Genomic DNA, 26,152 nt, shown 5'->3' with positions numbered 1-26,152 from the left:
GGTGGGGGTGGCGGGTGGTTGGGGGCTGGGCTGGGGCTGCGCCGCCGGTGCCGGGCTCCGACCGGGCGGCGGGGCGCGGGCTGGTTGGGGATCGGGCGAGGGCGGCGGTGGTGGGGGTCGTTCGGGTGGGGAGGGGCGGAGACGGGTGGAGAGGGCTGCCAGGAGGCCGATGAGGAGGGCGGGGAGGGCGGAGGTGCCGGGGGTGGTTGCGTCGAGGGCTACCAGGAGGGCGGCGGCTACGAGGGCGCCCAGGAGGCTGTCGGCGCCCACGGCCGCGACCGCCGCGAACCAGAGCAGGCCCCGGACCGGGTCGAACGCCTCAGGATCGAAGGCCTGGACGGCCATGCCCAGCAGGCCGCCGCCCAGGGCGGCCAGGGCGGCGCCCGCCACGAAGGCCAGGAGTTTCAGGCGGGGGACGGGGACCCCCGCCGCCGCGGCGGCGTCCTCGTGGTCTCGTAGCGCCGCGAAGGCGCGGCCCGAGCGGCCTCTGCGCAGCGCGGCCACCGCCGCCAGGGATGCGGCGAGGAGGACGAGCTCCAGGGCGTAGTACGCGCGGTCGTCGGTGAATCTGGGGGGACGGGCCAGGCGTACTCCGACCGTCGCGTACGGCTGGGTGAGGACGAAACGGCTCACCATCACCCCCACCGCGAGGGTGACCAGCGCCAACGCCGGCCCGCGGCGGCGGATCGCGGGGGCGCCGGTGAGTAGGCCGAGCGGGGCGACGAGCACGACCGCGAGTCCGAGGGCCAGCAGCCCGGGCACGCCGGCACCCGCCAGCCGGGCGGTGAACAGCGCGCCGAGACCGGCGTACGCCGCCTGCCCGAGGGAGAGCTGCCCGCCCCGGCCGGTCACGACGACCAGCGACAGCAGGACCACCGCGAGCGCGGGCACCTGGAGCGCGCCCCCGCCGCCCGGGAACCGCAACGGCATCAGCAGCACCCCGCCGGCCAACACGGCCACCGCCCGCGCCACCGGCCGTCGGCCCGCCGCGCACACTGCCGCCCGTAGGGCCGCCCCCCACGCCGCGGGCCGCAAAGCCGCCACCCACCCCGCCCGACGTCGGCCCGGGCCCGCCCGACGTCGGCCAGCGGCCGGGCCCGCACCCAGCCGGGGGCCGGCCGGCCCCGGGCCCGCCTCGGCATCGGCTTCGCCTGCACGCAGTCGGGGTGTGGTTGGGGTTGGGGGTGGTTCGGCAGCGTCTGGGCCTGCAACCGGTGGGGATGTGGTCGGGCTTGGGTGTGGTTCGGCAGCGGCAGGGCCCGTGCCTTGTCCGGGTGTGGCTGGGCCTGGGCGTCGTTCAGCGGCGGCCGGGCTCGGCTCGGCATCGGCTTCGCCTGCACCCGGTGGGGGTGTGGTTGGGCCCGGGGGTGGTTCGGCGGCGGCCGGGGCCGGGCCGGGTGTGGCTGGGGCCGTACGGAGGCCGGGGCGGACGGGGTGGCGGTCGGGCGGGGTCAGGAGGGCTGTCAGGAGGAGGGCGGCCGCGAAGAGGTTGGCGGAGAGGGCCTGGAGGAGGGGGCCGGGCCAGCCGGGCGGGTGGAAGCGGGTGAGCTGGGACTGGGCCACTGCCACGGTGAGGGCGACCAGGACGGCGACCGGGATGCTCTTCATCCGGGCGGCCACCGCCACCGCCAGGACCTCCAGGACCAGCAGCGGCAGCCCGTACGGGTCGAGGCGGACGTAAGGGGCCAGCAGGATCCCGGTCAGGCCGGCCGTCGCCGAGCCGAAGGCCCAGCCGGCCGCCGCCATGCGGGTGGTGTGGATGCCGCCCAGCGTCGCGAGGGCCCGGTTGTCGACCACGGCCCGCAGATCCCGGCCGAACGGGGTCCGCCGGGTCACCCACGCGACCAGCAGTCCGAGCAGGGCGACGGTCGCCAGCTGGGGCCACGGCTCGGAGCGGAACAACACCGGCGCGTCCGTCCGGGCGCCCGTCCCCCACACCGCGACCCCCACCCCGATGAGCAGGACGAAGACGCCGATCGACCTCATCAGGTCCGCCGCCAAGTCCGCCGGGCGGAAGAACACCAGGTGGAGGAGGAGACCCAGCAAGGGAGCCGCCAGCAGGACCGTCACCGCCGCCGCCGCGGGGACCGGGACCGACCGCCCCACCACCAGCTCGCGCATCACGTACGCGCACAGCATGGCCACCGCCCCGTGCGCCAGGTTCAGCACCCCGGTCGCGCGGTACGTCACGATCAGCCCGATCCCGGTCAGCGCCGCCGCGCTGCCCACCGTCAGCCCGGCCAGCGTGAGCTCGTACGTCAGAGAGGCCACGGCGGCTCGCATACCGGGCACGGGCTCAGGCCGTCCGCATCGGCGGCCGGCGACACCTCCGCGCGGCCGTCGACGAGCGGGCAGTCCGGCCGGTGGGCCAGCGATCCGCCCGGAACCCGTACGAGGGGACCGGAGGAACGGGCCACCGCCCAGGAGACGGGGGCAGGGGGAACAACCGGCGCAGGGGGAACAACGTGGGCAGGGGGAACAACCGGCGTGGACGGCTCCGCAGACGGCCAGCGCGTGAGCAGGACCGCGCCCGCCACCAGCAGCGCCGCGCCCGGGACCGTGCACGACGCCAGGTACGGGAGCTGCCGCTCGGCGAACCGCTCGCCGGAGACCCCGTACCAGCCCGCCACGCACAGCAGCACCCCGCACACCACCGCGCCGAGGCCCGCCCACAGAGGCAGGGGCGGGGGCCCGGGCCCGTCCGGTCGCCGAGGAACTCGCATACCGCGCCCCACACCGCCCATTTCTTGCACCGTGTCCGGAAGGCACCGACTCTGGAAGCATCGAGCCGACCGGCTCGCTCGGACACCGGTGGTGAGCCAGATGGTCCTGAGCAGACACCCCCGCAGTGCCGCGTGGGCCGCGGCCGCGGTACTCCTCCTCGCACCCGCCGCCGCGGGCTGTTCGTCGGACTCGGGGGACGGCGGTCCGGCGCAGACCCCCTCGGTCGTGGTGCCCGTCGTGCCGACCCCCACCAGCGGGCCGACCGATCCCGCAGCCGCCAAGGCGCAGATCGAGGAGAACTGGACGGCCTTCTTCGACGGCACGGTCCCCGCCGAGGAGAAGACGAGGCTGCTCGAGAACGGCGAGCGGCTCGGGCCCCTGCTGGCCGGCTTCGCCGCCGACCCCAATGCCGCCAAGTCCTCGGCCAAGGTGACCGCCGTCGACTTCACCTCGGCCACCGAAGCCCGGGTGACGTACGACCTGCTCGTCGGCGGCACCACGGCGCTGCCCGACAGCAAGGGGAACTCGGTCCTCCAGGACGGCGTCTGGAAGGTCTCCGTCAAGACGCTCTGCGCGCTGGTCAAGCTCAGCGGCAATGCGTCTGCTCCGGGCTGCTGAGACCCTGCTGCTCGCGGCGCTGCTGACGGCGAGCGCCGCCTGCGGCAGCCGGCTGCCGGAAAGCGCGTTCCACTCCTCGGCTCCCGCGGCCGGCGGGAGTATCCGCGTCGGGATCATCGCCGGCGTCACCAGCCCCGTCGGCGGTGATGCGTTCACCGGCCCGGGCGAGGGCGCCCGCGCGTACTTCGCCGCGCTGAACGCGCGCGGCGGGCTCGACGGCCGCCGGATCGAGGCGGTCGACTGCGACGACGGCGGCAGTGGCATCGGCAACAACGACTGTGTACGCCGGCTCGTGGACGACGAGCGGGTGTTCGCGCTCGTCGCCACCACCTCCCTCGACTACGCGGGCGCCGCGCAGGTCAGCCGCGCGGGCGTGCCCGACATCGGCGGCCAGCCCCTCGGGACGGCGTACGACACCTACCCGCACCTGTACGGGATCTACGGCAGCCAGTCCCCCCGCGACGGCAAGGCCCCCGGCTGGGGCGGCACCCTTTACGGCGGCACCGAGGTGTACCGGTGGTTCAAGCGCGAGCAGGGGGCCAGGACCGCCGCCGTGGTCGCCTACAACCAGGCCGCCTCGGCCGGCTACGCCCGCCAGATCACCGACGGGCTGCGCGCGGAGGGATACGAGGTGGTCCCCGAGCAGGTGGACTTCGCACTGCCCAACTACCGGGCGGTGGCCGCCGACCTGCGGGCGCGCGGCACCGACCTGGTCTTCGACGCCCTCGACAGCCACGGCAACGCGAAGCTGTGCGAGGCGATGGACGCGGCCGGGGTACGGGTCAAGGCCAAGGTCACCAACGTGCAGAACTGGAACGACCGGGTCGGGGAGGACTTCGCGGGCGCCCCGCAGTGCCGCAACTCCCTCTGGGTGACCGGCTCCAGCCGCAACCACGCCGACGCCGCCGATCCGGCCGTCGCCGAGTTCCGGACGGCGATGCGGGCCGCCGGCCATCGGGTCCTGTCCCAGTGGCAGCTCGAAGGCTGGGCGGCCGCCATGTGGTTCACCGACGCGGCCCGCTCCTGTCTGCCGGACCTCACTCGTCCGTGTGTCGAACGCTTCCTGGAGCGCCCCGAGCCGTACACCGCGCGCGGACTGCTGCTGCCCGTTTCCTACGTCCCCTCCCCGGACCCGCCCGCCACGCGGCGGACCTGCCTGTCCGTGGCCCGCTGGCAGGACGGCAGGGGCTGGGTGACCCAGGGCGGGGAGATGACCGACAACTGCTTCGACGTACCCCAGCTCCCGTACCGGCCCTGACCGCCCCGGCCCCGACCGCCCCGGCCCCAGCAGGGGGAGGGGAAAGGGCGCTGGCAGACTCGGGGCATGCTGGAGACCTCCGCACGACTGCTGCGCCTGCTGTCCCTCTTGCAGGCCCACCGCGAATGGACCGGGGCCGATCTCGCCGACCGGCTCGGTGTCACTCCGCGCACGGTGCGGCGGGACGTGGACCGGCTGCGGGAGCTCGGCTATCCGGTGAACGCCAGCCCCGGGACGGGCGGCGGGTACCAGTTGGGAGCCGGGGCCGAGCTGCCGCCCCTCCTGCTGGACGACGACGAGGCCGTGGCCGTCGCCGTGGGGCTGCGGACGGCCGCCGGAAACGGCGTCGAGGGGATCGGGGAGGCCTCCGTACGGGCCCTGGCCAAGCTGGAGCAGGTGCTGCCGGGGCGGCTGCGGCGGCGGGTATCGGCGCTGAACGAGTTCACCGTGCCGATGCTGCGCGGGCCGCAGCGGTCCACCGTCGACGCGACCGTCCTCACCGAGCTCGCCACCGTGTGCCGGGACAACGAGCGGCTGCGCTTCGGATACCGGGACCACGAGGGGGCCGTCACCCGCCGCACGGTGGAGCCGCACCGGCTGGTGTGCACCGAACGGCGCTGGTACCTGGTCGCCTGGGACCTGGACCGGGAGGACTGGCGGACCTTCCGCGCCGACAGGATCGAGCCCAGACCGCCGCACGGCCCGCGGTTCACCCCGCGCCCCGCGCCCGCCGAGGACCTCGCCGCGTACGTCTCCCAGGGCGTGGCGCAGCGCGCGTACGCGGCCCAGGCGCTGGTGCGGCTGAAGATCCCGGCGGAGGAGGCGGCGCGGATCATCGGGCCGTCCGACGGGGCGCTGGAGCCGGTCGACGGGCAGAGCTGCCTGCTGCGCACCGGAGCGGTGAACCTCGACGTGCTGGTGATCCACATCATGCTGCTCGGCTGTGAGTTCGAAGTGGTCGATCCGCCGGAGCTGACCGAGCGGATCAGGTCTCTGCGGGACCTGCTGGGGCGGGCCGTGGACGCGGCGCCGGATCCTTCGGCAGAGCGGACCCCGGCGGCAGTGAAGAAGATGTAACGAATCTGAGGGGAGTTCATATGGCTCGCGCCGAGCCCGCCGCGAGCAATCCCGGACAGGAATTCAAGGGCGCTCGGCGGGAATTCGAAAGAGCTTCTGCGGCGGGCGTTCCCGAGGGCCGGAAAAGAATTGCGCGGGTGCATTTGTCCGCCGGTCGGGATCAAGACTCCTCTGTCCAGGAACTGTCGACATCCCGTGACACAAGCGTGACCCGGGACGGACGAACGTACCGGCGCGCGGCTGACGGCCGGGCCCAATGGGCGGTGGCCCCCAACGGGCGGTGGTCCCCAACGGCAGTGGTCCCCCAATGGACGGCCGCCCCCCAATCGACGGTCGCCCCCCAATAGGCGGTCACCCCCAAACGACCGCGGCGGGCCGGGAGTGACCCGGCCCGCCGCGATGGTGGGTGTGTGTGCCGTACGGGGAGGCTGTGCGTACCGCCCCCGCCGGCCGGGCGGCTCAGCCGCCGGCGACCGGACGGGCCGAGGCCCCCCGGGCGGCGGCCCGCTCGGGCGCCGCCGGGCGGCGGCTGCCGGCCGGGGTGACCGGGGTCCGCTCGGAACGGATGACGTGCGGCCGGCCGGGCAGGTGCGGGCCGGGCAGGTGCGGGGCGGGCAGGTGCGGGGCGGGCCGGGGCGCGGGCGCGTGCCCGACGGGGACCGCGGGCGCGCCGGCCGGGGCGGGTACCGCCACGGGCACGCCGGGCTCACCGCCCTCACCCGCGTCGGCATCGCGTACCAGCTGCCACTTTCCGCCCGCGGAGAGCAGCGGGGTGAGCGCGACCGCGACCGGGGCGGGCACCCGCCCGGTCTCCAGACGGCGGCGCATCCGCTCGCGGAGCGCGAAGACATGGGCCTCGACCCGGGCGATCAGCGGCTCGAACCAGGGCAGCGCCAGCAGGATCAGCAGGCCCGCGGACCAGCCGAGCAGTACATCGCTGACCCAGTGCGTACCGAGGTACACGGTGGTGGCGCCGACGCTGAGCGAGACGACCGCGGACACCACGGACAGCACCCGCCGGGTGACCGTGGTGGAGGCCAGGTAGGCCAGGATCCCCCAGGTCACGACGGCATTGGCGGTGTGGCCGGAGGGGAATATATCGCCGCCCGCGAAGAGTTCGGCGGAGCCGATCTGGCGGGCGTAGTGCGGGCCGAGCCGGCCGAGGCCGAGCTTGACGGCGCCGACGGTGATGTTGAGCAGCAGCAGTGACACGCCGAGGGTGATCAGCGGGCGCAGGGTGTGCTGCCGCCAGGAGCGCCAGCCGAGCCAGGCGGCGACCATGACCGCGGTGGGTCCGCGCTGGCCGAGTACGACGAGGTAGTCGAGGAAGGCGTGCAGCTGCGGCCACTGCTCGTAGGGCCGGAAGAACATGATCTGCCAGTCCAGCCGGACCAGCCAGGAGGTGGTCATCACGGCCACCACGATGGCGAGGTAGAAGGCCAGGGTCGATGCCAGGAGCACGACGCGGTGCCGGCTCATCCGCGGTGTTTGCAGATGAGCCGGTCGCTCTGGTTCCCGGTCCAGCCGGGCGAAGGCCCGGTCCAGACGGGTCAGGAAATGTTCGGTACGCACTGAATCGACGTTACCGCGCGCCACTGCGCAGCCCGGTCGAATCGCGGGCTTTGTGATGACCATGTGATGTGGAGTTGGTCTCACACGGGACTTAATTCCCTTTATTGCAGCATTGGTTGGGGTCGCCTTGATCCATCGCCCGGCCAATTCTTCGCGCACTCACGCGGACTTTATTGCCGCGCACTAATTTCCCTGCCCAAAGATGATCAGGGGCATGCGGGTGCTACGGCGGCCCCGAGCCGTTCAGCCAGAACGCCCCGTACACCGCCGACGCCAGGGCCACCGACCCCAGCACCGCGGCCGCCCGCCCGGTCCGCCACCGGGCCAGGGCCACCGCCGCCGGCAGCAGCAGCGGGAATGCCGGAAGCAGCAGCCGGGGCTTGGAGCCGAAGTACCCCGAGGCGCACAGCGCGAGGGCCACCACGAGCCCGCAGTACACGAGCAGCGCGGCGGGCTGCCGTTGGCGCAGGCACAGCCAGTACAGCCACAGCACCAGCGCGACGCCCGCGATCAGGCCGACGCCCGCGAGGAAGGCCGAGGAGGCCAGCTTCGTGCCGATGAAGCGGGCGAAGGCCCAGCCCCCGTCGAAGCCGTTGCCCCAGCCACTCTGCACATCCAGGTAGCCGAGCAGCCCGCCGCCGGTGCTCGACGCGACCCACAGCACGTACGCCGCCGCCCCCAGCGGGGCCAGCAGCATTCCGGCCGCCATCCGCCAGGACCGCTCCCCGCGCCGCCAGGCCACTACGGCGGCGACCCACACGGCGGCCACTACCGCGGCACCGACCGGGCGGGTCAGTCCCGCCCCCGCCGCGAGCAGGCCCGCCGTCACCCACCGCCCGCGCAGCGCCCCGTACAGAGCCCAGGCGGCGAGCGCGGTGAACAGCGACTCGCTGTAGGCCATGGACTGCACGACGCCGACGGGCAGCGCGGCCCAGACCGCCACCGCGAGGACGCCCGCCCGGCGGCCGTAGAGGGAGTCCGCCACCGCGAAGATCCCCCAGACCGCGGCGAGCCCGGCCACCGCCGAGACCACCAGGCCCGCGGAGCCGTACGACAGCCCGGTGGGCGCCGCCACCAGCCGCTCCAGCCAGGGCAGCAGTGGGAAGAACGCCAGGTTGGAGTGGACGTCCCCGTTCGGGAGGACCACCTCGTATCCGTACCCCTCGGCGGCGATCCGGGCGTACCAGAGGGAGTCCCAACGCGCCGACAGCAGCGTGTGCGGACTGCTGCCGGCTGCCGCCCCCCACACGCCGAGCACGGCCAGCCCGAGCAGCCGGACCGCCGCGAAGACGGCCAGCGCGGGTGCGACCCGGCGGAACCCAAGATCTTTCACACGCACGATTATCGAGGGCGTGCGAGGGATGAAGGCCGAGAACCACAGGCCGTGAGCATGCGTGTACGCGGGGGAAGGGGCAGGGTGGCGCGAGTGGCGCACACCACACGGAGGCCGCCGTCGCGATGAGAGCTTGACCACGTGGGGCACTGACGAACTCGCGTACGCTGACCGTTCACTCGCGTGTCGATGCCGGACCCCGTAGGGCGCCGCACAGGGCAACCACACCCCGGTGGCTCCACCAGACGCTGGTCCGCCGAGTGCGAGGGATCACCTGGGAGGTACATGCATGTCGGTGACGAACGCGGTCGGCCGCAGGTCCGCCGGCACCGCCGGTGACCACCAGGCCCCTTCCCTCCGGCAGAGGCTGCACGCGGTCTCCGGCGGGGCAAACCGCTGGCTCGTCCTGTCCGTCCTCTGCGTCAGCCTGGTGCTCGTCGCGCTCGACGCGACGATCCTGCACGTCGCCGTTCCCTCCATCACCGAGGACCTGCGCCCCGGCTCGATCGAACTCCTCTGGATCGTCGACGCCTACCCGCTGGTCTGCGCCGCGCTGCTGATCCTCTTCGGCACCCTCGGGGACCGGGTCGGCCGCCGCCGGATACTGATCCTCGGCTACGGGCTCTTCGGCGCGGCCTCCGCGATCGCGGCCCTCGCCGACAACGCCCAGGTACTCATCGCCGCCCGCGCCCTGCTCGGCATCGGTGGCGCGATGATCATGCCGGCCACCCTGTCGATCCTGCGCCAGGTCTTCCCCGAGCGGCGCGAGCGCGCCCTCGCCATCGGCATATGGACCGCCGTCGCCGCGATCGGCGCGGCCAGCGGTCCCGTACTGGGCGGCTTCCTCGTCCAGCACTTCTGGTGGGGCTCGGTCTTCCTCATCAACATCCCGCTGATGGCGCTGATCCTGCCGCTCGGCCGCTGGCTGCTGCCCGAGTCCAAGGGATCCTCCGACGGGCCGTGGGACGTGGTCGGCGCGCTGATGGCCGCCGCCGGTGTGCTCGGCGCGGTCCTCGGAGTCAAGCGGATCGGCGCGGAGCGGGCGCTGGCCGATCCCGGGGCGCTGGTACCGCTGGTGCTCGGCGCGGCGCTGCTGATCCTGTTCGTGCGGCGTCAGAAGCGGCGCGAGCACCCGCTGATCGACATGCGGATGTTCTCCCGTCCCGCCTTCTCCACCTCCGTGGCCTGCATCGTGCTCGCCATGCTGGCTCTGGTCGGCCTTGAGCTGATCGCCGTCCAGTACCTCCAGCTCGTCCTGCACCTCAGCCCGCTGGAGACCGGCCTGCGGCTGCTGCCGCTCACCTTCGCCGCCATGGCCGCGGGCGCCACCGGCTCGTACACCCTGGCCCGGATCGGGCCGCGCACGATGGTGTCGCTGGGCTTCCTGCTGACGGCGTTCGCGGTGCTGCTGCTGACGTTCATGGGCGAGCACGACCGGCCGTTGCTCCTCAACGTGGGGTTCATCCTGCTCGGCTTCGGGCTCCAGACCACGCTGTTCGCGGCGTACGAGTCGATGCTGAGCGAGGCCCCGGCGGCCACGGCGGGCGGGGCCGCCTCCATCGGGGAGACCTCGTACCAGCTCGGCGCGGGCATGGGCATCGCCCTGCTCGGCAGTGTGATGAACGCCGCGTACGCGCCGGGGCTGGCGCATGTTCCGGGAGTCTCGGCGGCCGAGTCGGCCGGCGCCTCGAACTCGCTCGGCGAGGCGTATCAGATCGCGGCGCACCTGAGTGGGCCGGCGGGGGCCTCGCTCCATGCCGCAGCTCGGCATGCCTTCGTGCACGGGCTGCACGTCACGCTCGTGGTCAGCGCCCTGCTGCTGTTCACGGGGGCGGCGATGGCGCTGAAGCTGCCGCGGACCATGGAGTGTCCCGACGCGGCCGAGGCCGAGGCCGTACGCCTCCCCGCGCAGGCGAGCGCCGAGCGCGACCCGGCCGTCGGCGGCCTCCCCGGGCGCGCGGTCTGACTCAGGCCGGCTCCCGCTGCGCGGAGCCGGAGGGGGTGGACCGAGGGCCGGGTCGGCCGACAAACTTGCACCGCTAGGTTTCGTCCTCAGGCCGCCGGGAGGCCACGTGTCCTTCGTTCCCACCGATCCGCTCGGCCTCGACGAGCTGCTCACCCCCGAGGATCTCGCCGTCCGCGACACCGTCCGCGGCTGGGCCGCCGACCGCGTCCTGCCCCACATCGCCGAGTGGTACGAGAAGGGCGAGCTCCCCGGGATCCGGGAGATCGCCCGCGAGCTCGGGGCGATCGGCGCACTCGGGATGTCCCTCCAGGGATACGGGTGCGCCGGCGCCAGTGCCGTGCAGTACGGCCTGGCCTGCCTGGAGCTGGAGGCCGCCGACTCCGGGATCCGGTCCCTGGTCTCCGTACAGGGCTCCCTCGCCATGTACGCGATCTGGAAGTACGGCTCCGAGGAGCAGAAGCAGCGCTGGCTCCCCGGCATGGCGGCCGGCGAGCTGATCGGCTGCTTCGGGCTGACCGAGCCCGACGTCGGCTCCGACCCCGCCGCCATGCGCACCTACGCCAAGCGCGACGGCGCCGACTGGGTGCTCAACGGACGCAAGATGTGGATCACCAACGGCAGCGTCGCGGCCGTCGCCGTGGTGTGGGCGCAGACCGACGAGGGGATCCGGGGGTTCGCCGTACCCACCGACACCGCCGGCTTCTCCGCGCCCGAGATCAAGCACAAGTGGTCGCTGCGCGCCTCGGTGACCAGCGAGCTGGTGATGGACGACGTACGGCTGCCCGCGGACGCGGTGCTTCCGGGCGTCACGGGGCTCAAGGGACCGCTGGGCTGCCTCAGCCACGCGCGGTACGGGATCATCTGGGGTTCCATGGGCGCGGCGCGCGCCAGTTTCGAGTCCGCGCTCGGCTACGCGAAGACGCGGGAGCAGTTCGGCAAGCCCATCGGCGGCTTCCAGCTCACCCAGGCCAAGCTCGCGGACATGGCGCTGGAACTCCACAAGGGGATCCTGCTCGCCCACCACCTGGGACGGCGGATGGACGCGGGCACTCTGCGGCCCGAGCAGATCAGCTTCGGCAAGCTCAACAACGTCCGCGAGGCCATCGAGATCTGCCGCACCGCGCGGACGATCCTCGGGGCCAACGGGATCTCGCTCGAATACCCCGTCATGCGGCACGCCACCAACCTCGAATCGGTCCTCACCTACGAGGGCACCGTCGAGATGCACCAGTTGGTGCTGGGTAAGGCGCTCACCGGGCTTGACGCCTTCCGGTGAGGGCCCTGCTCAGCTCTGGTTGAAGAAGTCGCGCGAGCGCCCCGTGGGCTCGCCGCTCACGATCTGGGTGTCGGCCGGGGTCAGAAGGAAGACCCTGGTCGCCACCCGCTCGATCGAACCGCGCAGCCCGAAGGTCAGGCCGGCCGCGAAGTCGACCACGCGCTTCGCGTCGCCCGGGTCCATGGACGACAGGTTCACGATCACCGGGACGCCCTCGCGGAACAGTTCGCCGATGCCGCGCGCGTCACGGAAGCCGTCCGGGGTCAGGGTCGCGATCCGCCGGCCCTGCTCGACGGCCGACTCCGAGGCCACCTTGACCCGGGGGTCGGTGACCCACTGGTCGCCGGGGCCGGAGACCGAGCCGTGCTGCCGCTCCACCGCCTCCGCGTAGTCGTCGTCGTAGTACCGCTCGTCGTCGCTGTCCTCCACGAGACCCAACCAGGCACTCGCCTTGCGCACCGAACCCATGGACGCCTCCTTTCACCGCGATCAGTCTGTCTTCTTCTCCGCATCCCTATGGTCGTCCATGATGCTGACAACGCGCCAAGTGGATAGTCGCCGCGCAGGGGTTTCGTGACGGTACTGGTGCAGAACATCCGTTGCACGGTCAAGGTTCCTGGCAGCTACCACTGCTGACTGAGTGAAAATACGACCGCTGCCACCGGGCGGGTGAGCAGTGGGGGCGTACGGGTGAACGACCTGGCTGGATACGATGCCCCGCAAGCATGCGTATGACACACGGGGGAAGCACATTGTTCGGCATCGTCAGGCCCTGCACGCACCGGCTGGGCGAGCGGTTCAAGACGGAGTGGATGGCCCATCTCTGCGGTCTCTGCCTGGCACTTCGCGGTGATCACGGCCAGTTCGCCCGAATCGTCACCAACTACGACGGGCTGCTCGTCTCCGTTCTGACGGAGGCTCAGTCCGGTCCCGCGGCGGGTACCCGGCGCACCGCCGGTCCCTGCCCGCTGCGCGGGATGCGCACTGCACCCGTGGCCAACGGCGAGGGCGCCCGGCTCGCGGCCGCCGTCTCGCTCGTGCTGGCCTCCGCGAAGGTACGGGACCACGTGGCCGACCGGGACGGCCTGTTGGCCCGCGCCCCCATAGCCGCCGCCGCGCGCAAAGTGGCGCGCGGCTGGGACCGGGCCGGCGCGCGTACCGGGGCCTCGCTCGGCTTCGACACCGCGGTGCTCGTGGACGCGGTGGACCGGCAGGGTGGCATCGAGACCCTGGCCGGGCTCGGCACTCCCGTGCTCGTGGTGACCGAGCCGACGGAGACCGCGACCGCCGCCGCCTTCGCGCATACCGCGGTCCTCGCGGGACGGCCAGGCAACACCGCAGCCCTCGCCGAGGCCGGCCGGTACTTCGGGCGGCTCGCACACCTGCTGGACGCCGTGGAGGACCAGGCCGCCGACGCCGCGGCGGGCGCCTGGAACCCGCTCACGGCCACCGGGACCTCCCTCACCGAGGCGCGGCGGCTGTGCGACGACGCCCTCCAGGGCATCCGGCTGGCGCTGCGCGAGGCCGAGTTCGCCGACGCGGGGCTGGCACACCGGCTGCTGGTCCACGAGCTGCGCACCTCGGTGGACCGGGCCTTCGGGACCACGAGCTGCGGCCACGTCGGCATGAACTCGGGCGCGGGCTACGGGGCGCCGCCGCAGGGATACGACAACCCGGGCTCGGGCAGCCCGTACGGGGGCGGCCCGTACGGGGGCGGCCCGTACGGGGGCGGCCCGCACGGGGGCGGCCCGCACGGGGGCGGGCCGTACGGGGGAGGGCCGTACGGCCCCGGTACCCCGGCCGGCCCCGGTGGTCCCGGGATGCCTCCGCCGATGGGCCCGGGCGGCCCGGGCGGCCCGGGCGGGCCCGGCGGGCTGCCCCCGCAGAAGCCGCGCCGCGGGCTCCTCGCCGGCTGCGCGGTGGCACTCGGGCTGTTCTGCACCTGCCAGCTCTGCTGTACGGAACACGAGGGCCCGTGGTCCCGCAAGAAGCGGGACGCGTGGTGCGAGGCCTGTGACTGCGGCGGCGATCCCGGTTGTGGCAGCTGTGACGGCTGCTGCAACTGTGACGGCTGTTGCTGCGATGGCTGCGGCTGCGACTGCTGAGACCCTTTCAGATTTAACAGGTCCGGACGGCGTACCCCATGGTTCCCGTCCGGACCGGCGTGGAAGGGTTGAGCGGCATGAGTGATGACGCAAATGACCCGCACGCCGACTGGGCGAAGTGGCACGAGCATCGGGTGGACACGGTGTCCGCTCCGTACGGTCCGCTCTCCCTGACGGGCACCCACTGGCTCGCCGATGACACGGACGGTCGAATTCCGGCCGTTCCGGGGCGTTGGCGCGCCACCGACGGCGGGGTGGCGCTGAGCGCCGCCCCCGGCGACGGCATCAGCCTCGACGGGCGGCCCTTCACCGGTGACGCCGTACTCGCCGCCGACGAGGGCTCGCCCGCGCACTCCCGGATCGCCGCCGGGGACGTGCGCCTCGTCGTGATCCGGCGTGAAGGGGACTGGGCGGTGCGGGTCTTCGACCCCGCCTCCAAGGCCCGCGCGGCCTTCACCGGCATCGAGGCCACCCCCTACGACCCCGCCTTCGCGCTGCCCGGCCGCTTCCGCCCCTACGGCGAGGACCGGACCGTGCAGGTGGAGAACGCCGACGGGCGGGAGCGCGGACTCGGCCTCGGCGGCGAACTGAGCTTCTCGTACCAGGGCGCTGAACACACCCTCCAGGTGGCCGTGGATGAGGACGACGGCAGCCTCTGGGCCGTCTTCGGCGATACCACCGGCGGCCGTTCCAGCTACCGGTTCCGCTTCCTCAAGCCCGGCGTCCCAGGCGCCGGGGGTTCGGTTACCGTGGATTTCAACCGGGCCGTGTTGCCGCCCTGCGCCTTCGCGGACCACTTCATCTGTCCCTTCCCCCCGCCGGGGAACACTCTGCCCTTCGAGGTCGCGGCGGGTGAGCGGCGGCTGAAAGACGCCCTTGCGACCGGTATCTGACGCCAGGACACTCCCGACAGTGCTTTTCGAGGGCTGGTCGAGGAATTGTCAGGGGCGCGTCAGGAGCACGATACGAGCCCATGCGCCCGCCGTGCCCCCGACTGCGCCTCACGGGCACCGGCACCCCCACGTTCGCCGGGCCCCCGATCCCTTCCGGGAGGACGAGAAGTGAGGATCAAGAGCATCACCCGTACCAGGCTGCTCGCGGTGGCCACCGGCCTGGCCGCCGTGGCCGCGCTGGCCTTGCCCACCGCGGCGAGCGCCGACCCGCAGGACGGCGGATTCAGCGCCGAACGGCTCGCCTCCGCCGGCGCGTCCGTTCTGCGTGCCGACGTCGCGGGCACCGCCTGGCACACCGACCCCGCCACCGGGACCCTCGTGGTCACCGCCGACTCCACCGTCAGCGCCACCGACCTCGCGAAGATCAGACGTGAGGCCGGAGCCGACGCCGCGGCCCTGCGCATCGAGCGCACCCCCGGCAAACTGACCAAACTGATCTCCGGCGGAGACGCCATCTACGCGTCCAGCTGGCGCTGCTCGCTGGGCTTCAACGTGCGCAGCGGAACCACGTACTACATCCTGACCGCCGGCCACTGCACCGACGGGGCGGGCACCTGGTGGACCAACTCCTCACACACCACCACCATCGGCCCGACGGCCGGCTCCAGCTTCCCGACCAATGACTACGGCCTCATCCGCTACGACAACACCTCGCTGTCCCACCCGGGCACCGTCGGCAGCCAGGACATCACCAGCGCCGTGAACGCCACGGTCGGCATGTCCGTGACCCGCCGTGGCTCCACCACCGGCATCCACAGCGGCTCCGTCACCGGCCTCAACGCCACCGTCAACTACGGCAACGGCGACATCGTCTACGGCATGATCAAGACCAACGTCTGCGCCGAGCCCGGCGACAGCGGCGGCCCGCTCTACTCCACCACCCGCGCGGTCGGCCTCACCTCGGGCGGCAGCGGCAACTGCTCCTCCGGCGGAACCACCTTCTTCCAGCCCGTCGTGGAAGCCCTGAACGCCTACGGAGTCAGCGTCTACTGACCGGGCACCGTGCGGATCCCGTCCGCGCGCCCCGTCGCACCCCTGGACGTCCTCCCGCCTTCTGGGAGGATGTCCAGGGCGTCGGTGTCCTCGGGGGGAGCAGGTTTCCGCATGAAACGTATCGGCGTGACCGGGCACCGGTCGATACCGCGCGAGGTACTGGGCCACGTGAAGGACGGCCTGCGGGCCGTACTGGGCGGCCACGAGGGGCCGCTGGAGGCCTTCTCCAGCCTCGCGGAGGGAGCGGACCAGCTCTTCGCCGACATCGCGCTGGAATGCGGCGCCGACCTCACGGTGGTCATCCCCAGCGGGGACTACGAGGACGCCTTCGAGGACGCCGAGGCCCTGGCCCGCTACCGGCGGCTCAAGCGGCAGGCCACCCAGGAGGTCCGGATGGACTTCGCCCGCTCCACGGACGAGGCCTACTACGCCGCCGGCACGTACATCGCCGACTCATGCGACCGGCTCGTGGCCGTCTGGGACGGCCTGCCGGCCCGCGGACACGGCGGAACCGGCGAGATCGTCGCCTACGCGCGGGCCCTCGGAAAGCCCGTCACCGTCATCTGGCGCGAGGGCGTGACCCGGGACTGAGCCGCGCCCCCGCGGCCGCAGAGGTGTCAACTGCTATGCCTGGCCAGCCAGTCCGTGTGCTGCGGAGAGACGTACCGCTCGGTCTCGTACACCGCGGATGGCCAATGTGACTCGGTGATCGTCGTCTGCATCACGACCATCATCGTCGCCAGGTCCTGCTCGATCAGGGTGTGCGCCTCGATCAGCGGATGGTGGCGCCGCACCTCGTTCCAGGCGATCGCGGCCGCGGCGGCCGAGCTCAGCAGCCCGGTCAGCCTCGGCCCCGGTCCCGAACCGAACGCCCCGAGCAGGGCGAACAGCAGGCCCAGGCAGGTCAGCAGCACGATCGTCCACGACCACAGCGCCGTCGCCCGCCGGGACACCTCCGTCTTGCGCCGGTACCAGTTGCGCTGCTCGATGAGCCGGTCCCGTACGTAGGTCTCGCGCCGGACCTGGTATTCCAGCCCGCGCAGCCGGTGCATCGCGCCGGTGATCTCACCGCCCTCCGGGACCGTGCCCGCGGTCCGCGGATCCTCCCAGCCCATCTTGCGCAGCTCGTCCAGGCCCTTTTCCAGCCGCGTCCGGTACGTAGCCTCAGCGCCGCTCACCTCGCTGCCGAACGGCGCGCCGTGCACGGCGTACCGCCAGGCCAGGGACTTGATGAACTCGGCCGCGCTGCGGTTGAGCTGCCACTGCGGGCGAGCCCTGCGCCGGGTCGCCCGGACGCCCACGGCCAGCACCCCGGCGTACGCGAGCACGCTCAGCACCCCGAACAGGTGCAGCGAGGCCACCGTGGGCCCCGAGGGCAGGGCGGCGGCCCCGGCGGCCGCCACGAGCAGCACCAGCTGGGCCCGCGTGGCCTGGGTGGACTCCCGCTGCCGGGAGACCGCCGCCTGGTCGGTGTGGTGGAAGAGGGCCGGCAGGTCCTCGTTTCGAAAGGTCATGCTGTCGGTCACAGCGAACCCCCCAGTCTGCTGTTGGGTGGGGCGGCGGGGACGCCGAGGTCCCCGCCGCCGTTCGGATCACACCGCCAGCGGCTCCAGGTCGCGGTGCACGCGCCGCTCGTCGCGGGCGTAGCGGGTCAGACCGTGCTCCTCGCCGAGCAGCCGTGTCAGCTCGACGATCGCATCCGCCCGTACCCGGGCCGCCTCCTCCTTGCGGCCCATCGAATCCAGGCTCACCGCCATGTTGGAGGCGCTCGCCAGGGTCTCCGGGTGGTGCGCCCCGAGCGCCTCGCGCAGCCGCAGCACCGCCGTCCGCTCCAGTTCCAGGGCGCCTTCCGGATCGCCCAGATCGGCCCGGGCGTTGGCCAGGTTGAGGTGGGCGAAAATGGTGTGCGGGTGATTGTCGCCCAGCACCTCGCGCATGTAGCGGATCGTCTGCCGCAGCATCGTGTCCGCCGTCTCCGCCGCTCCCGTGCCCCAGTGGAAGACCGCCAGGTTGTTGACCGCGGCCAGGGTGTACGGGTGGCGCTCGCCCGGCACCTTCATGTACTCGTCCACCACCTCCTGCGCCAGGTCCCGGGCCCCGCCCGGGTCCCCGGTCGCGAACATGTCCGCGGCCAGGTTCAGTTCGCAGGCCAGCAGGTCCGGGTTGACCGAGGTGTACTTGGCCCGGTAGCGGTTCCGGGTCGCCGTCGTCAGCCGCAGCGCGTCCTCCAGTTCGCCCGCCCGCCGCAGCGACACCGCCAGGTTCTTCGCCGCCGACAGCGTGCCCGGGAAGGCCCGGCCGAGCTGCCGCTTGTAGATCTCGTACGTCCGGCTCAGCAGCTGCACCGAGTCGTCGTACCGGCCCACCTCGCGCAGGTCACGAGCCAGGTTCTGCGCCGAGGACAGGGTGTACGGGTGGTCCGTGCCCAGTACCTCGGTGCGCCGGTCGAAGACCTCCTGGTCGATCTCCCTGGCCCGCGCGTACTGGCCCACCATGCGCAGGTTCAGCGCCAGGTTGTTCGCGGCGGCCAGGGTGCGCGGGTGCGCCTCGTGGAAGATCTGCCCGAAGCCCTCGTGCGCGGCCGTGGCCAGCTCCATCGCCTCGCCGTACCGGCCCAGCGCGCCCAGGTCCATCGCCAGGCCGCTGGTGGTCATGTACGTGTGCGGGTGCGAGGGGCCCAGCGCGCTGCGCTGCCGTTCGAGGGTGACCTCGTCCAGCTCCTTCGCCTCCACGAACCGGCCCTGCGAACGCAGGATGTTGGACAGGTGGAAGCGCAGGTACAGGTACTGGAGGTCGTCGTTGCCGAGCGTCTCCTTCCAGGTCTCGCGCAGCTCCTCGCCCAGCGCGTAAGCGGCCTTGAAGTCACCGCGCTTCCACAGGTAGCGGACCCGGTCGATCATCAGCCTGCGGGTCTCCGGCTCCTTGCAGAACCGGGCCTCAGACGGGGTCAGGTGCGGCCAGATCGTGTTGAACCGAGGCCACGTCTCCGGGTTGTCTATCGGCTCGTCGTCATCCGGCCGGGCACCGGCCAGGATCCGGTGCACCGCGTGCCGGGCCTCGCGCTGCTCCTCCTCGGACAGCTGCGCCCGGATCACCGCCTGGACGAGGCGGTGCACCTGGATGCTGTTGCTGACCTGGTCGACCTTGGCCATGGCGAACCGGCCGATCTCCCGGATCACCCGGCCCAGCACCAGCTTCTCCTGGAGCGAGGAGTCGTACGGCTTGAGCGCGTCGATCATCTCCTTGCTGTAGAGCAGGTTCGCCGAGATCGGCTCCGGCGCGAAGAAGGCACACAGCTGCAACAGCCGTACGGCGGCCGGGGAGCGGGACTGGAGCCGCTCGATGGACACGTTCCAGGTGGCGGCCACCGGCTCCGGGTACCCGGGCGGCTGGTTCAGGCCCAGCACCCGGGCGGCCTGCTGCGCCAGCTGCTCCAGGTACGCGGACACCGGGGTCGCGGTCTCCGCGATCCAGGCGCCCGCCTGCTCGACGGCGAGGGGCAGGTCGCCCACCGCTATCGCCACCTGCTCGGCGTCGTCCTTGGTCAGTCCGGGGGCCCGGCGCTGGAGGTGCTCGATGGACTCCTCGCGCAGGAACACGTCCACCGGGAGCGCGTCCCCGTACTGCGACCAGGACTGGTTGCGAGAGGTCACCAGGACATGCCCCGGGCCGCCCGGCGGGAAGAACCGCTTGAGCGTCTCGGGATCATCGGCGTTGTCGAACACCAGCAGCCACCGCGAGGACGGGACCCCGCGCCGGAGCAGGTCGATCGCCTCCTGGGACGCCGACGCCATGTCCTCGCCGGTCTGCGCGCCGAGCCGTACGGCCAGCTCCGCGAGGGCCGCCACCACGTCGTCGGTCTGCTCCGAGGAGATCCACCAGACCAGGTCGTAGTCGGCCATGAACCGGTGGACGTACTCCAGCGCCACCTGGGTCTTGCCGACGCCGCCGAGCCCGTACAGGGTCTGCGGCTGCGGCAGCACCACGGCCATCCCGCCGCCGAGCTGGTCGCGCATCCGCTCCAGCACGATGGAGCGGCCGGTGAAACCGGGATTGCGGGGCGGCGCGTTCCAGATCTTCGGGACGGTCCCGGGGAACCGGGGGCCCGGCGCCGAGGCGCTGGCCACGCTGTCCGGCAGCGCCATCGGCCGCTCCACCGCACGCAGCAGCGCGGTGGTGGCGTGCACCTCGTCGAGCCGGAACAGGTCCACCGGGTTCCGGTCGATGTACGGCGTGGACAGGCGTACGTCGCCCACTCTCAGCGGCACCAGCTGGCGCCGGCCCCCGGTCGGGTCCTCGGCGGCCGCCCGCTCCCAGACGTCCACGGCCCGGGCGGACTTGAGGTAGGCGCTGGAGAGCAGCACCACGGTCCGGGCGGCGGTGTCGACGCTGATGCCCGCGCCGCCCAGGGTGTCCCCGGCGGACGTGCCCGGTGCCCGCTCGGCGGAGACGTCCTTCGGGACCACCCGGAAACCGGCCCGGGTGAGCACCGACTCGATCCAGTCGGCCCACATCCGGTTCTCGGCGACGTAGGACAGGAACAGGTCGGCGGGCAGCGCCGGGCGGCGCCGGGTGAAGGCGTCCCGGATGCGCAGCCGGACCTCGTCGCCGATGGCCGGCATGGAGGTGATCTCACCCTCGGTGACCACGGTGGTGAGCCGTTCGAAGGCGGAGAGCAGGGAGTTGGTGAGCCCGGCCTCGTCGCCGAAGGTCGCCAGCGTCTCCTCGTAGGCGTAGTAGGGCCGGTACGGGATCTCCACCGCGCCCCAGTACGAGGTGAGCTCGTCGCCGACCAGGCCGTTGGGGAAGCGGTCGAACTTGATCCGGGCCAGCGCCCGGCCCGCGTCGGCCTTCTCCTTCTCGCCCTCGTCGATGCGCATGGGAACCGGGTAGATCTTGATGCCGCGGTCGTTGAAGCGCTCGTCGATCTGCCGGGCGACGGACGCGGCGCCGTCGATGGACTGGTCGGAGAGGGTGAAGCAGTCGACCAGGACGTCCGGGAGGTGCACGGTGCAGATGTCCGCGATGTCGGACAGGCCCGTGCGGCTGTCGATCAGGACGTAGTCGTAGTTCTGCTTCATGTCCGCGCGTAAGGCGTCGAAGAACAGGCCGCCGCCCAGCCGGTCGTAGAAGTTGTCCCAGTCGAAGGTGGAGACGGTCGCCGAGTACTCGCGGTTCTGCCGGCCCGCCGAGACGAAGTCGAGGGTGCCGCCGTCCGGGAACTCCCAGCCCAGGGTCTCGGGGGTGAGGGACACGGCGTGCGGCTGGATCCGCGCGTAGTCCTTGTGCCAGTCGTCGGCCCGCTGCACCGGGCTGGTCGCCGCCCACGCGTACTCGCTGATCAGGTCGATGACCCCGGTGGTGGCCCCGAGCGTGGAGGGGTCCAGGAAGGGGTGGAAGAACCGGTGCAGGCCCGGCGCCTCCAGGTCCCAGTCCACGGCGAGGACCCGCTTGCCGTTGGCGGCGAGGATCCAGGCGGTGTTGGCCAGCGCCATGGTGCGCCCCGTACCGCCCTTGTACGAGTAGAAGGTGACGATGCGTCCTTCACGGCTGTCACGACTCACTGTCATCCGTGTCCCCCCGGTCGTTGTCGGTGTCGTCTGTCGCGTGGCGGCCCTGGCGTTCGTTGCCGGCTTGGCCGACGTCGGGCGGGAAGGGGGCGCGCGGTGGTGGTGCGGGCGGTCCGCTCATCCCCATCGGGCCGAGCAGCCGCGGACGTTCGGTGGGGGTGCCGCCGGCCGGTGGATAGACCTGTGCGTGTCTGAGGAACTGCTGGGCGGCGGCCTCGACCACCTGCGGCAGGATCTGCCCGAGCGTCTCCATGTTGGCCACGCCGTTGGCGGCGGCCCGGCAGGCGGCCCGGCCCTGGCCCATCTTGACGGGCATCGTGTCCTCCAGCCGGTTCGCCAGCTCGTTCTCCTTGGCGCGGCTCTGGTGGTCGTAGCGGTTCCAGGGCACCACCACGTTGATCCACGGCCGGGACTCCTGGTCGAAGGAGGCCAGCCGCTGGCGCCGCTGCTCGTCCTCAACCGCCCACCGGTCGACGATCAGGATCTCCGGCCGGGTCGGCGGCTGCTTGCTGTCGAAGTGCCCGGCCTCGTCGTCGAAGGAGCTCATGGTGGTCTGGTAGTTGAGGTTGCGTACCAGGTCCTCGGCGACGTACGCGATGGGCCGCTGGGAGGCCGGATGGTACGGATTCCAGTCCAGGGCGCTGTCCCCGTAGTACTCGGGGCTGCGGCCGTCCGGCAGGTCGTGCCGGGACGCGGCCGCCACGGTGACGTGCAGGGTGCGGGCAGCACTGCTCGGTCTGCCGAAGGCGCTGGGCACCACCCGGTAGTCCACCGGGCGGACGGCCTCGAGGCGGACGGTCTCGGCCACCCGGACGATCCGCTTGGCCAGTTCGTACACGGCCCGCTCGTACTGTTCGGCGTAGCCGCGCAGTTTGATCAGGCCGTAGAGCCCGTCGGTGACGTAGCGCTCACCGAAGGTGTTGTGGTTGAACTGCAACCGCTCGGCGGGGCCGGGCAGTTGGGAGGGCGGCACGGGCACCCACAGCGCGGGCACGATGGCTTCGGCCGGCTGGTTGCTGACCGCGCCGTGCTGGATGGCGCGCTGCGCGAACGCGAACCACTCCTTCCCGCACATCTCACTGGCGAAGTACCGCGGCGAGAACAGGGGTACGAAGACCCGGCAGGTGGCGAGCGCCGCCCCGAGCCGTTCCGACCAGCCCTCGCCGCTGCGTATCTCCCGGTCCATGAAGCCGGCGTCGGAGCCGGCGGGCAGATCGGTCAGCGCCATGACATGACTGCAGAGATCGCGGAAGAGGCGCTCGACCCACATGTCAGGGTCGGGCCCCCCGGCCCCGAATCTCGGTGTATGCGCATAACTGAGAAAAAAATACGGCTGCACTGATGCGGGCACACGACCCCCGTCCCGAAGATGTCGAGCGAAGAAACATCATTCCGGAGCTGCTTCGCCACATCCCCTCATCGTTCAGTCAATCAGCGTCTGTTTTCGGTCATCCACTCCAGCGCGTGGTCGACGGCATCCGGGAGCGAGAAGAGCATGGCCGAGGCGCCTCCCACCCGCCCCCTGCGCATCTGGGAATCCGGGAACGACTTCCCGATCTCGGCGAAATCGCTGTCATCGAGCGCGACGTCCTCGAACGAGGTCCACTCTCCCCCCTGCTGACGCCGATGCTGACGTCCTTGCTGCCGCCCCGGAAGGTTCACCTTCACCACACACTCGTACTTGCGCAAGGGGGGCTTCGGAATTCGATACTCCGCGAGATGGAAAGCGGTACAGACCGAAAAACCCACATTGATCATGAGCACCTGGCCCCCCTCCCAGCACATCTTTCCCAAGGGCGACTCTTCGCCCATATGGCTTTCGATGCGGTGATCCGCGCACAGCCGCTCCGCGTCCTTGCCGAGGGCCGCGAAGGAGGTCTGGGGGTGCGCGCTGCGCACGGCGCCGGGGGCGGTACGGACGGCCTCGGCGAGGACCCCCATGCCCTGGCTCGGGGTGAGCGCCTGGTCGAAGGCCGGCATCCGGTCGCGGAAGGCCCGTACCTCGGGCTCGGCCAGACCGGCGATCGTGGCCAGGTGGGCGTTGGAGGTGGTGGAGTTCTCGGCCGTGAACGCCGGGACCACCAGGGTGCCGTGCGGGCCGAGGACACCGGTCAGGGCGTCCCGCAGGGTCGTGGCGCGCAGGCCGGTGCCGTGGAGCGAGGCGTGCACCATGAGCCGCATCCGGGGGCGCACGCCGAGGAGCCGCAGTTGGACGGCTAAGGAGAGGGCACCGGTGCGGGCCGGGGGGGCCGGGGCCGGGGCGGTCGGCCCGGTTGAGGTTGGGCCGGCCGGGTGGGTCGGGTCGGCCGGGTGGGTGGGGTCGGCCGGGTCGGCCGGAGTTGGACCGGCTGGGCCGGCTGGGCCGGGCGGGCGGGGTGGGTCGGCTGGGCCAGGTGGGCCGGGTGGGCCGGCTGGGGCTGGGTCGGAGGGCAGGGTCATGCGCCGGCCCCCTTCAGCTCCCAGCGGAGCTGCTCCACCAGCCGCTTGCCGGTGGTGGTCAGTTCGGCCGCCCCGGACAGCCGGTCCAGGGCCCGGTGGATCCGGTCCGCGCCGCCCGGCTCGGGGACCGCCGTGGCCCGCCGGTACGCCTCCACCGCCACCCGCTCGTGGACGTCGGCCAGCAGCCGGGACACCGGAACCGGGCGCTCCCGCCACGGGGAGGGGTGCTGCCACTGCCCGTCCAGCGCGTACAGGTCGGCCACCTCGGTCAGCGCCCGCAGCCGGGCCCGCCGCCGCCCGGTCAGCAGCGCCAGCGCGGTCTCCCGTACCCCGGCGTCGTACGGCACCCCGAGCGCCCCCGGCCCGTGCCGGCCCGCCTCACCCCAGCCGCCGGCCAGCGGACCGCCCGCGAGCGGGGTCAGCGTGGTCAGCCCGGCGGCGGCCGCCCGGGCGAATTCCGGCACCGCGGTGTGCAGCAGCGTCCAGGCCTCGTCCAGCCTGCCCCGCCACTCCTCGGTCTCCCCGGCCCCGAGCCGCAGCCGGGGCGGCCGGGGGAAGCAGTTGCGGTACGGGTCGAGGTCCTCCAGCGCCACCGGGGCGGCGTCCGGCCCGGGCGACCAGGTCCGTACGGGCTGCCAGCGCGAGTCCCCCGCCGCCGGCCCGAAGCGGTGCTCGGTGCGGCCGTCCCGTACGGCGTACCCGTCCTCGGTGGCGTGCAGCACGGCCCGCCCGTCCGTGCCGGGCTCACCGAGCCGCAGCAGCCCCAGCGTCGGCAGGTACACCTCGCCGTCCCGGTAGGCCACCTCGGCCGGCAGGTCAAGTCCGCCCCGCAGCACGGCGGCCGCGGTCAGCGCGGCCAGCCTGCACGCCGCCTCCGGGGCGGGGTCCGCGCGCCGCTCCCGGGACGCGTCCAGGGCCGCCCACACCCACGTCCGGGTGAACGGGTGGTCCAGTACGGCGTCCAGCGCGTCCGCGCCCGCCTCCCCGGCCTGCTCCACGGCGGCCAGCAGCTCCCAGGCCCTGGCCCAGTCGGCGTCGCCGGCCAGGTCCTCGTGCAGCCGGGCCAGCAGGACCCGGGTCAGGTCCTCCTGGGCCCGGGCGAGTCCGGCCGGATCGGCCAGCTCCGGGGCGGTCGCGCGGTCCGCGGTCCGGCCCTCGACCCCTTCCACCAGCTCCCGCAGGTCGGCGCAGTACACGGAGGGGTTGTCGAAGCCCCCGCCGGTGTCGTCGTCGGCCTTGTAGCGGTGGGTGTAGAGGCCGCCTCCGCACGAACGTACGACGGGGCACCGGCGGCACGAGTCGCTGACGCCGGCCAGGCCCAACTGCCTGGCCCGTACCCCCGGATGGGCCGCGACCTGGTCGAACGCGTGGTCGAAGACATTGAAGCCGGTGGCCGCCGCCCCCTCGAAGGCGCTCTTGAGGGAGTCCACCTGCTCCAGCGCCCCGTCGGTCTCGACGACGACGAGGTCGGTGGGGGCGAGGCCCAGGGACTCGGTCAGGCTGGGCCCGCCGCCCAGGGTGGAGAGCAGGGACTCGAAGAGCCGTACGGGCACCGGTCGCCCGAGGTGCTCCCAGTGGTCGAAGACCCGCAGCAGCCAGCGCGCGTACGCGTCGGGCACGCCGTCGGGGCGGGGCGGCGGGGCCTCCCAGGTGGCGTGCGGGAGGAGGAAGTCCACGCGGGGGGGTTCGAGCTCCACGAGGGCGTCCAGCACGGCGACGGGGTCGTTGGCGACGTCCACCGTGCAGAGCAGGCCCTGGTAGAGGTGGCGGTAGGGCTCCGACCGGAGCAGTGCGACGGCGGCCAGGACCAGGGGGTGGCTGGTGCGCCCGTCCGCGAAGCGGCGGTGCCGGTCGTTGGCCGCGCGGTCCCCGTCGAGGGAGATGCCGACCCGGACGCCGTACTCGGCGAAGAGGTCGAGGTGGCGGGTGCTGAGCTGGAGCCCGTTGGTGTGGATGCGCAGGTCGAGATCCGCGATTCCGGCGAGTGCCCGGGTGAACTCCTCGCACACGAGCCGGAGGCGGGCGGTGCCCGCCAACAGGGGTTCCCCTCCGTGGAGAATCACCGTGACGGAGGGGAGCGCATGGTCACGGGCATGCTCGGCGAGTCGTGCCGCGGTGTGAGTGATGGCCTCGGGGGAGATCACTTTCGGCCGGCCCCGCCAGCTCTGATCTGCGTGTTCGTAGACATAGCAATGATCACAAGCGAGATCGCATCTGCTGTGAACTTTCAGGACGATCTCGCGAAATGCGATCAGGCCGGTCATTCCA

Annotated in this window: 18 protein-coding genes and 1 pseudogene; 9 read left to right on the top strand and 10 right to left on the bottom strand. The window is 72.7% G+C overall.

All coding sequences use genetic code 11. From position 1 onward, the window contains the following. Together J7I97_RS39190 and J7I97_RS32250 are read right to left on the bottom strand one after the other, a co-directional pair. A pseudogene (locus J7I97_RS39190) lies at positions 1-2,271 on the bottom strand (hypothetical protein); the annotation flags it as partial. After that, entirely contained in the window at positions 2,259-2,723 is a 465-nt protein-coding gene (locus tag J7I97_RS32250; RefSeq protein WP_214942217.1) for a hypothetical protein, read from the bottom strand. The pseudogene J7I97_RS39190 and the gene J7I97_RS32250, both read right to left, overlap by 13 nt. Before the next feature lie 100 nt (positions 2,724-2,823). Between J7I97_RS32250 and J7I97_RS32245 the strand changes: the two genes are divergently transcribed. The 3 genes from J7I97_RS32245 (at position 2,824) to J7I97_RS32235 (ending at position 5,677) form a co-directional block, all read left to right on the top strand. Continuing rightward, positions 2,824-3,342 (top strand): hypothetical protein, encoded by a 519-nt coding sequence (locus tag J7I97_RS32245; RefSeq protein WP_214942214.1) that lies wholly within the window; start codon positions 2,824-2,826, stop codon positions 3,340-3,342. Then, positions 3,320-4,600, top strand: coding sequence for an ABC transporter substrate-binding protein (locus tag J7I97_RS32240; RefSeq protein WP_214942211.1), 1,281 nt, complete (start codon positions 3,320-3,322; stop codon positions 4,598-4,600). Before J7I97_RS32245 ends, J7I97_RS32240 begins: the two co-directional genes overlap by 23 nt. A gap of 66 nt (positions 4,601-4,666) precedes the next feature. Next, positions 4,667-5,677: a YafY family protein gene (locus J7I97_RS32235; protein WP_214942207.1), complete on the top strand. Its 1,011-nt coding sequence runs from the start codon at positions 4,667-4,669 to the stop codon at positions 5,675-5,677. A gap of 459 nt (positions 5,678-6,136) precedes the next feature. Here J7I97_RS32235 and J7I97_RS32230 read toward each other — a convergent pair whose 3' ends face one another. Beyond that, on the bottom strand, positions 6,137-7,249 hold the full coding sequence (locus J7I97_RS32230; RefSeq protein ID WP_214942204.1) for a phosphatase PAP2 family protein: 1,113 nt from the start codon (positions 7,247-7,249) through the stop codon (positions 6,137-6,139). Positions 7,250-7,472: 223 nt separating this feature from the next. Beyond that, positions 7,473-8,582: a glycosyltransferase family 39 protein gene (locus J7I97_RS32225; RefSeq protein WP_308369326.1), complete on the bottom strand. Its 1,110-nt coding sequence runs from the start codon at positions 8,580-8,582 to the stop codon at positions 7,473-7,475. Between the two features lie 289 nt (positions 8,583-8,871). Between J7I97_RS32225 and J7I97_RS32220 the strand changes: the two genes are divergently transcribed. Together J7I97_RS32220 and J7I97_RS32215 are read left to right on the top strand one after the other, a co-directional pair. Further along, the gene (locus J7I97_RS32220; protein WP_214942198.1) at positions 8,872-10,548 is read left to right on the top strand and encodes an MFS transporter; all 1,677 of its coding nucleotides are present in this window, start codon (positions 8,872-8,874) and stop codon (positions 10,546-10,548) included. A 106-nt stretch (positions 10,549-10,654) separates the two neighbouring features. Beyond that, positions 10,655-11,824 (top strand): acyl-CoA dehydrogenase family protein, encoded by a 1,170-nt coding sequence (locus J7I97_RS32215; protein WP_214942194.1) that lies wholly within the window; start codon positions 10,655-10,657, stop codon positions 11,822-11,824. A 9-nt stretch (positions 11,825-11,833) separates the two neighbouring features. Here J7I97_RS32215 and J7I97_RS32210 read toward each other — a convergent pair whose 3' ends face one another. Beyond that, the gene (locus tag J7I97_RS32210; RefSeq protein ID WP_214942191.1) at positions 11,834-12,292 is read right to left on the bottom strand and encodes a cell division protein SepF; all 459 of its coding nucleotides are present in this window, start codon (positions 12,290-12,292) and stop codon (positions 11,834-11,836) included. 284 nt (positions 12,293-12,576) lie between these two features. On the opposite strand from J7I97_RS32210, the gene J7I97_RS32205 reads away from it, so the two are divergent. The 4 genes from J7I97_RS32205 (at position 12,577) to J7I97_RS32190 (ending at position 16,466) form a co-directional block, all read left to right on the top strand. Continuing rightward, entirely contained in the window at positions 12,577-13,929 is a 1,353-nt protein-coding gene (locus J7I97_RS32205) for a DUF5685 family protein (RefSeq protein WP_214942188.1), read from the top strand. A gap of 77 nt (positions 13,930-14,006) precedes the next feature. Continuing rightward, a complete protein-coding gene (locus J7I97_RS32200) occupies positions 14,007-14,822 on the top strand; it encodes a DUF1684 domain-containing protein (RefSeq protein WP_251049719.1) in 816 nt (271 codons plus the stop codon). A 168-nt stretch (positions 14,823-14,990) separates the two neighbouring features. Then, the gene (locus tag J7I97_RS32195) at positions 14,991-15,875 is read left to right on the top strand and encodes a S1 family peptidase (protein WP_214942182.1); all 885 of its coding nucleotides are present in this window, start codon (positions 14,991-14,993) and stop codon (positions 15,873-15,875) included. Positions 15,876-15,986: 111 nt separating this feature from the next. Continuing rightward, the gene (locus J7I97_RS32190; RefSeq protein ID WP_214942179.1) at positions 15,987-16,466 is read left to right on the top strand and encodes a hypothetical protein; all 480 of its coding nucleotides are present in this window, start codon (positions 15,987-15,989) and stop codon (positions 16,464-16,466) included. 26 nt (positions 16,467-16,492) lie between these two features. On the opposite strand, the gene J7I97_RS32185 is transcribed toward J7I97_RS32190, so the two are convergent. The 5 genes from J7I97_RS32185 to fxsB form a co-directional block, all read right to left on the bottom strand. After that, positions 16,493-17,389, bottom strand: a complete 897-nt coding sequence (locus J7I97_RS32185; protein WP_214942177.1) for a DUF4231 domain-containing protein — start codon at positions 17,387-17,389, stop codon at positions 16,493-16,495. Between the two features lie 78 nt (positions 17,390-17,467). Next, the gene (fxsT, locus tag J7I97_RS32180) at positions 17,468-21,445 is read right to left on the bottom strand and encodes an FxSxx-COOH system tetratricopeptide repeat protein (protein WP_214942174.1); all 3,978 of its coding nucleotides are present in this window, start codon (positions 21,443-21,445) and stop codon (positions 17,468-17,470) included. After that, entirely contained in the window at positions 21,429-22,796 is a 1,368-nt protein-coding gene (locus J7I97_RS32175; RefSeq protein ID WP_214942171.1) for a TIR-like protein FxsC, read from the bottom strand. The genes fxsT and J7I97_RS32175 overlap by 17 nt, the downstream gene beginning before the upstream one ends. A gap of 80 nt (positions 22,797-22,876) precedes the next feature. Continuing rightward, a complete protein-coding gene (locus J7I97_RS32170) occupies positions 22,877-23,626 on the bottom strand; it encodes an AAC(3) family N-acetyltransferase (RefSeq protein ID WP_214942224.1) in 750 nt (249 codons plus the stop codon). Positions 23,627-23,880: 254 nt separating this feature from the next. Further along, the gene (fxsB, locus tag J7I97_RS32165; RefSeq protein WP_214942168.1) at positions 23,881-26,148 is read right to left on the bottom strand and encodes a radical SAM/SPASM protein FxsB, inactivated metallohydrolase extension form; all 2,268 of its coding nucleotides are present in this window, start codon (positions 26,146-26,148) and stop codon (positions 23,881-23,883) included. Positions 26,149-26,152: the final 4 nt, after the last annotated feature.

Source organism: Streptomyces sp. ISL-87, from assembly GCF_018614095.1.
Lineage (GTDB): Bacteria > Actinomycetota > Actinomycetes > Streptomycetales > Streptomycetaceae > Streptomyces.
The sequence above is the reverse complement of the archived record's forward strand: the minus strand, read 5'-3'. Positions and strand labels throughout refer to the sequence as shown.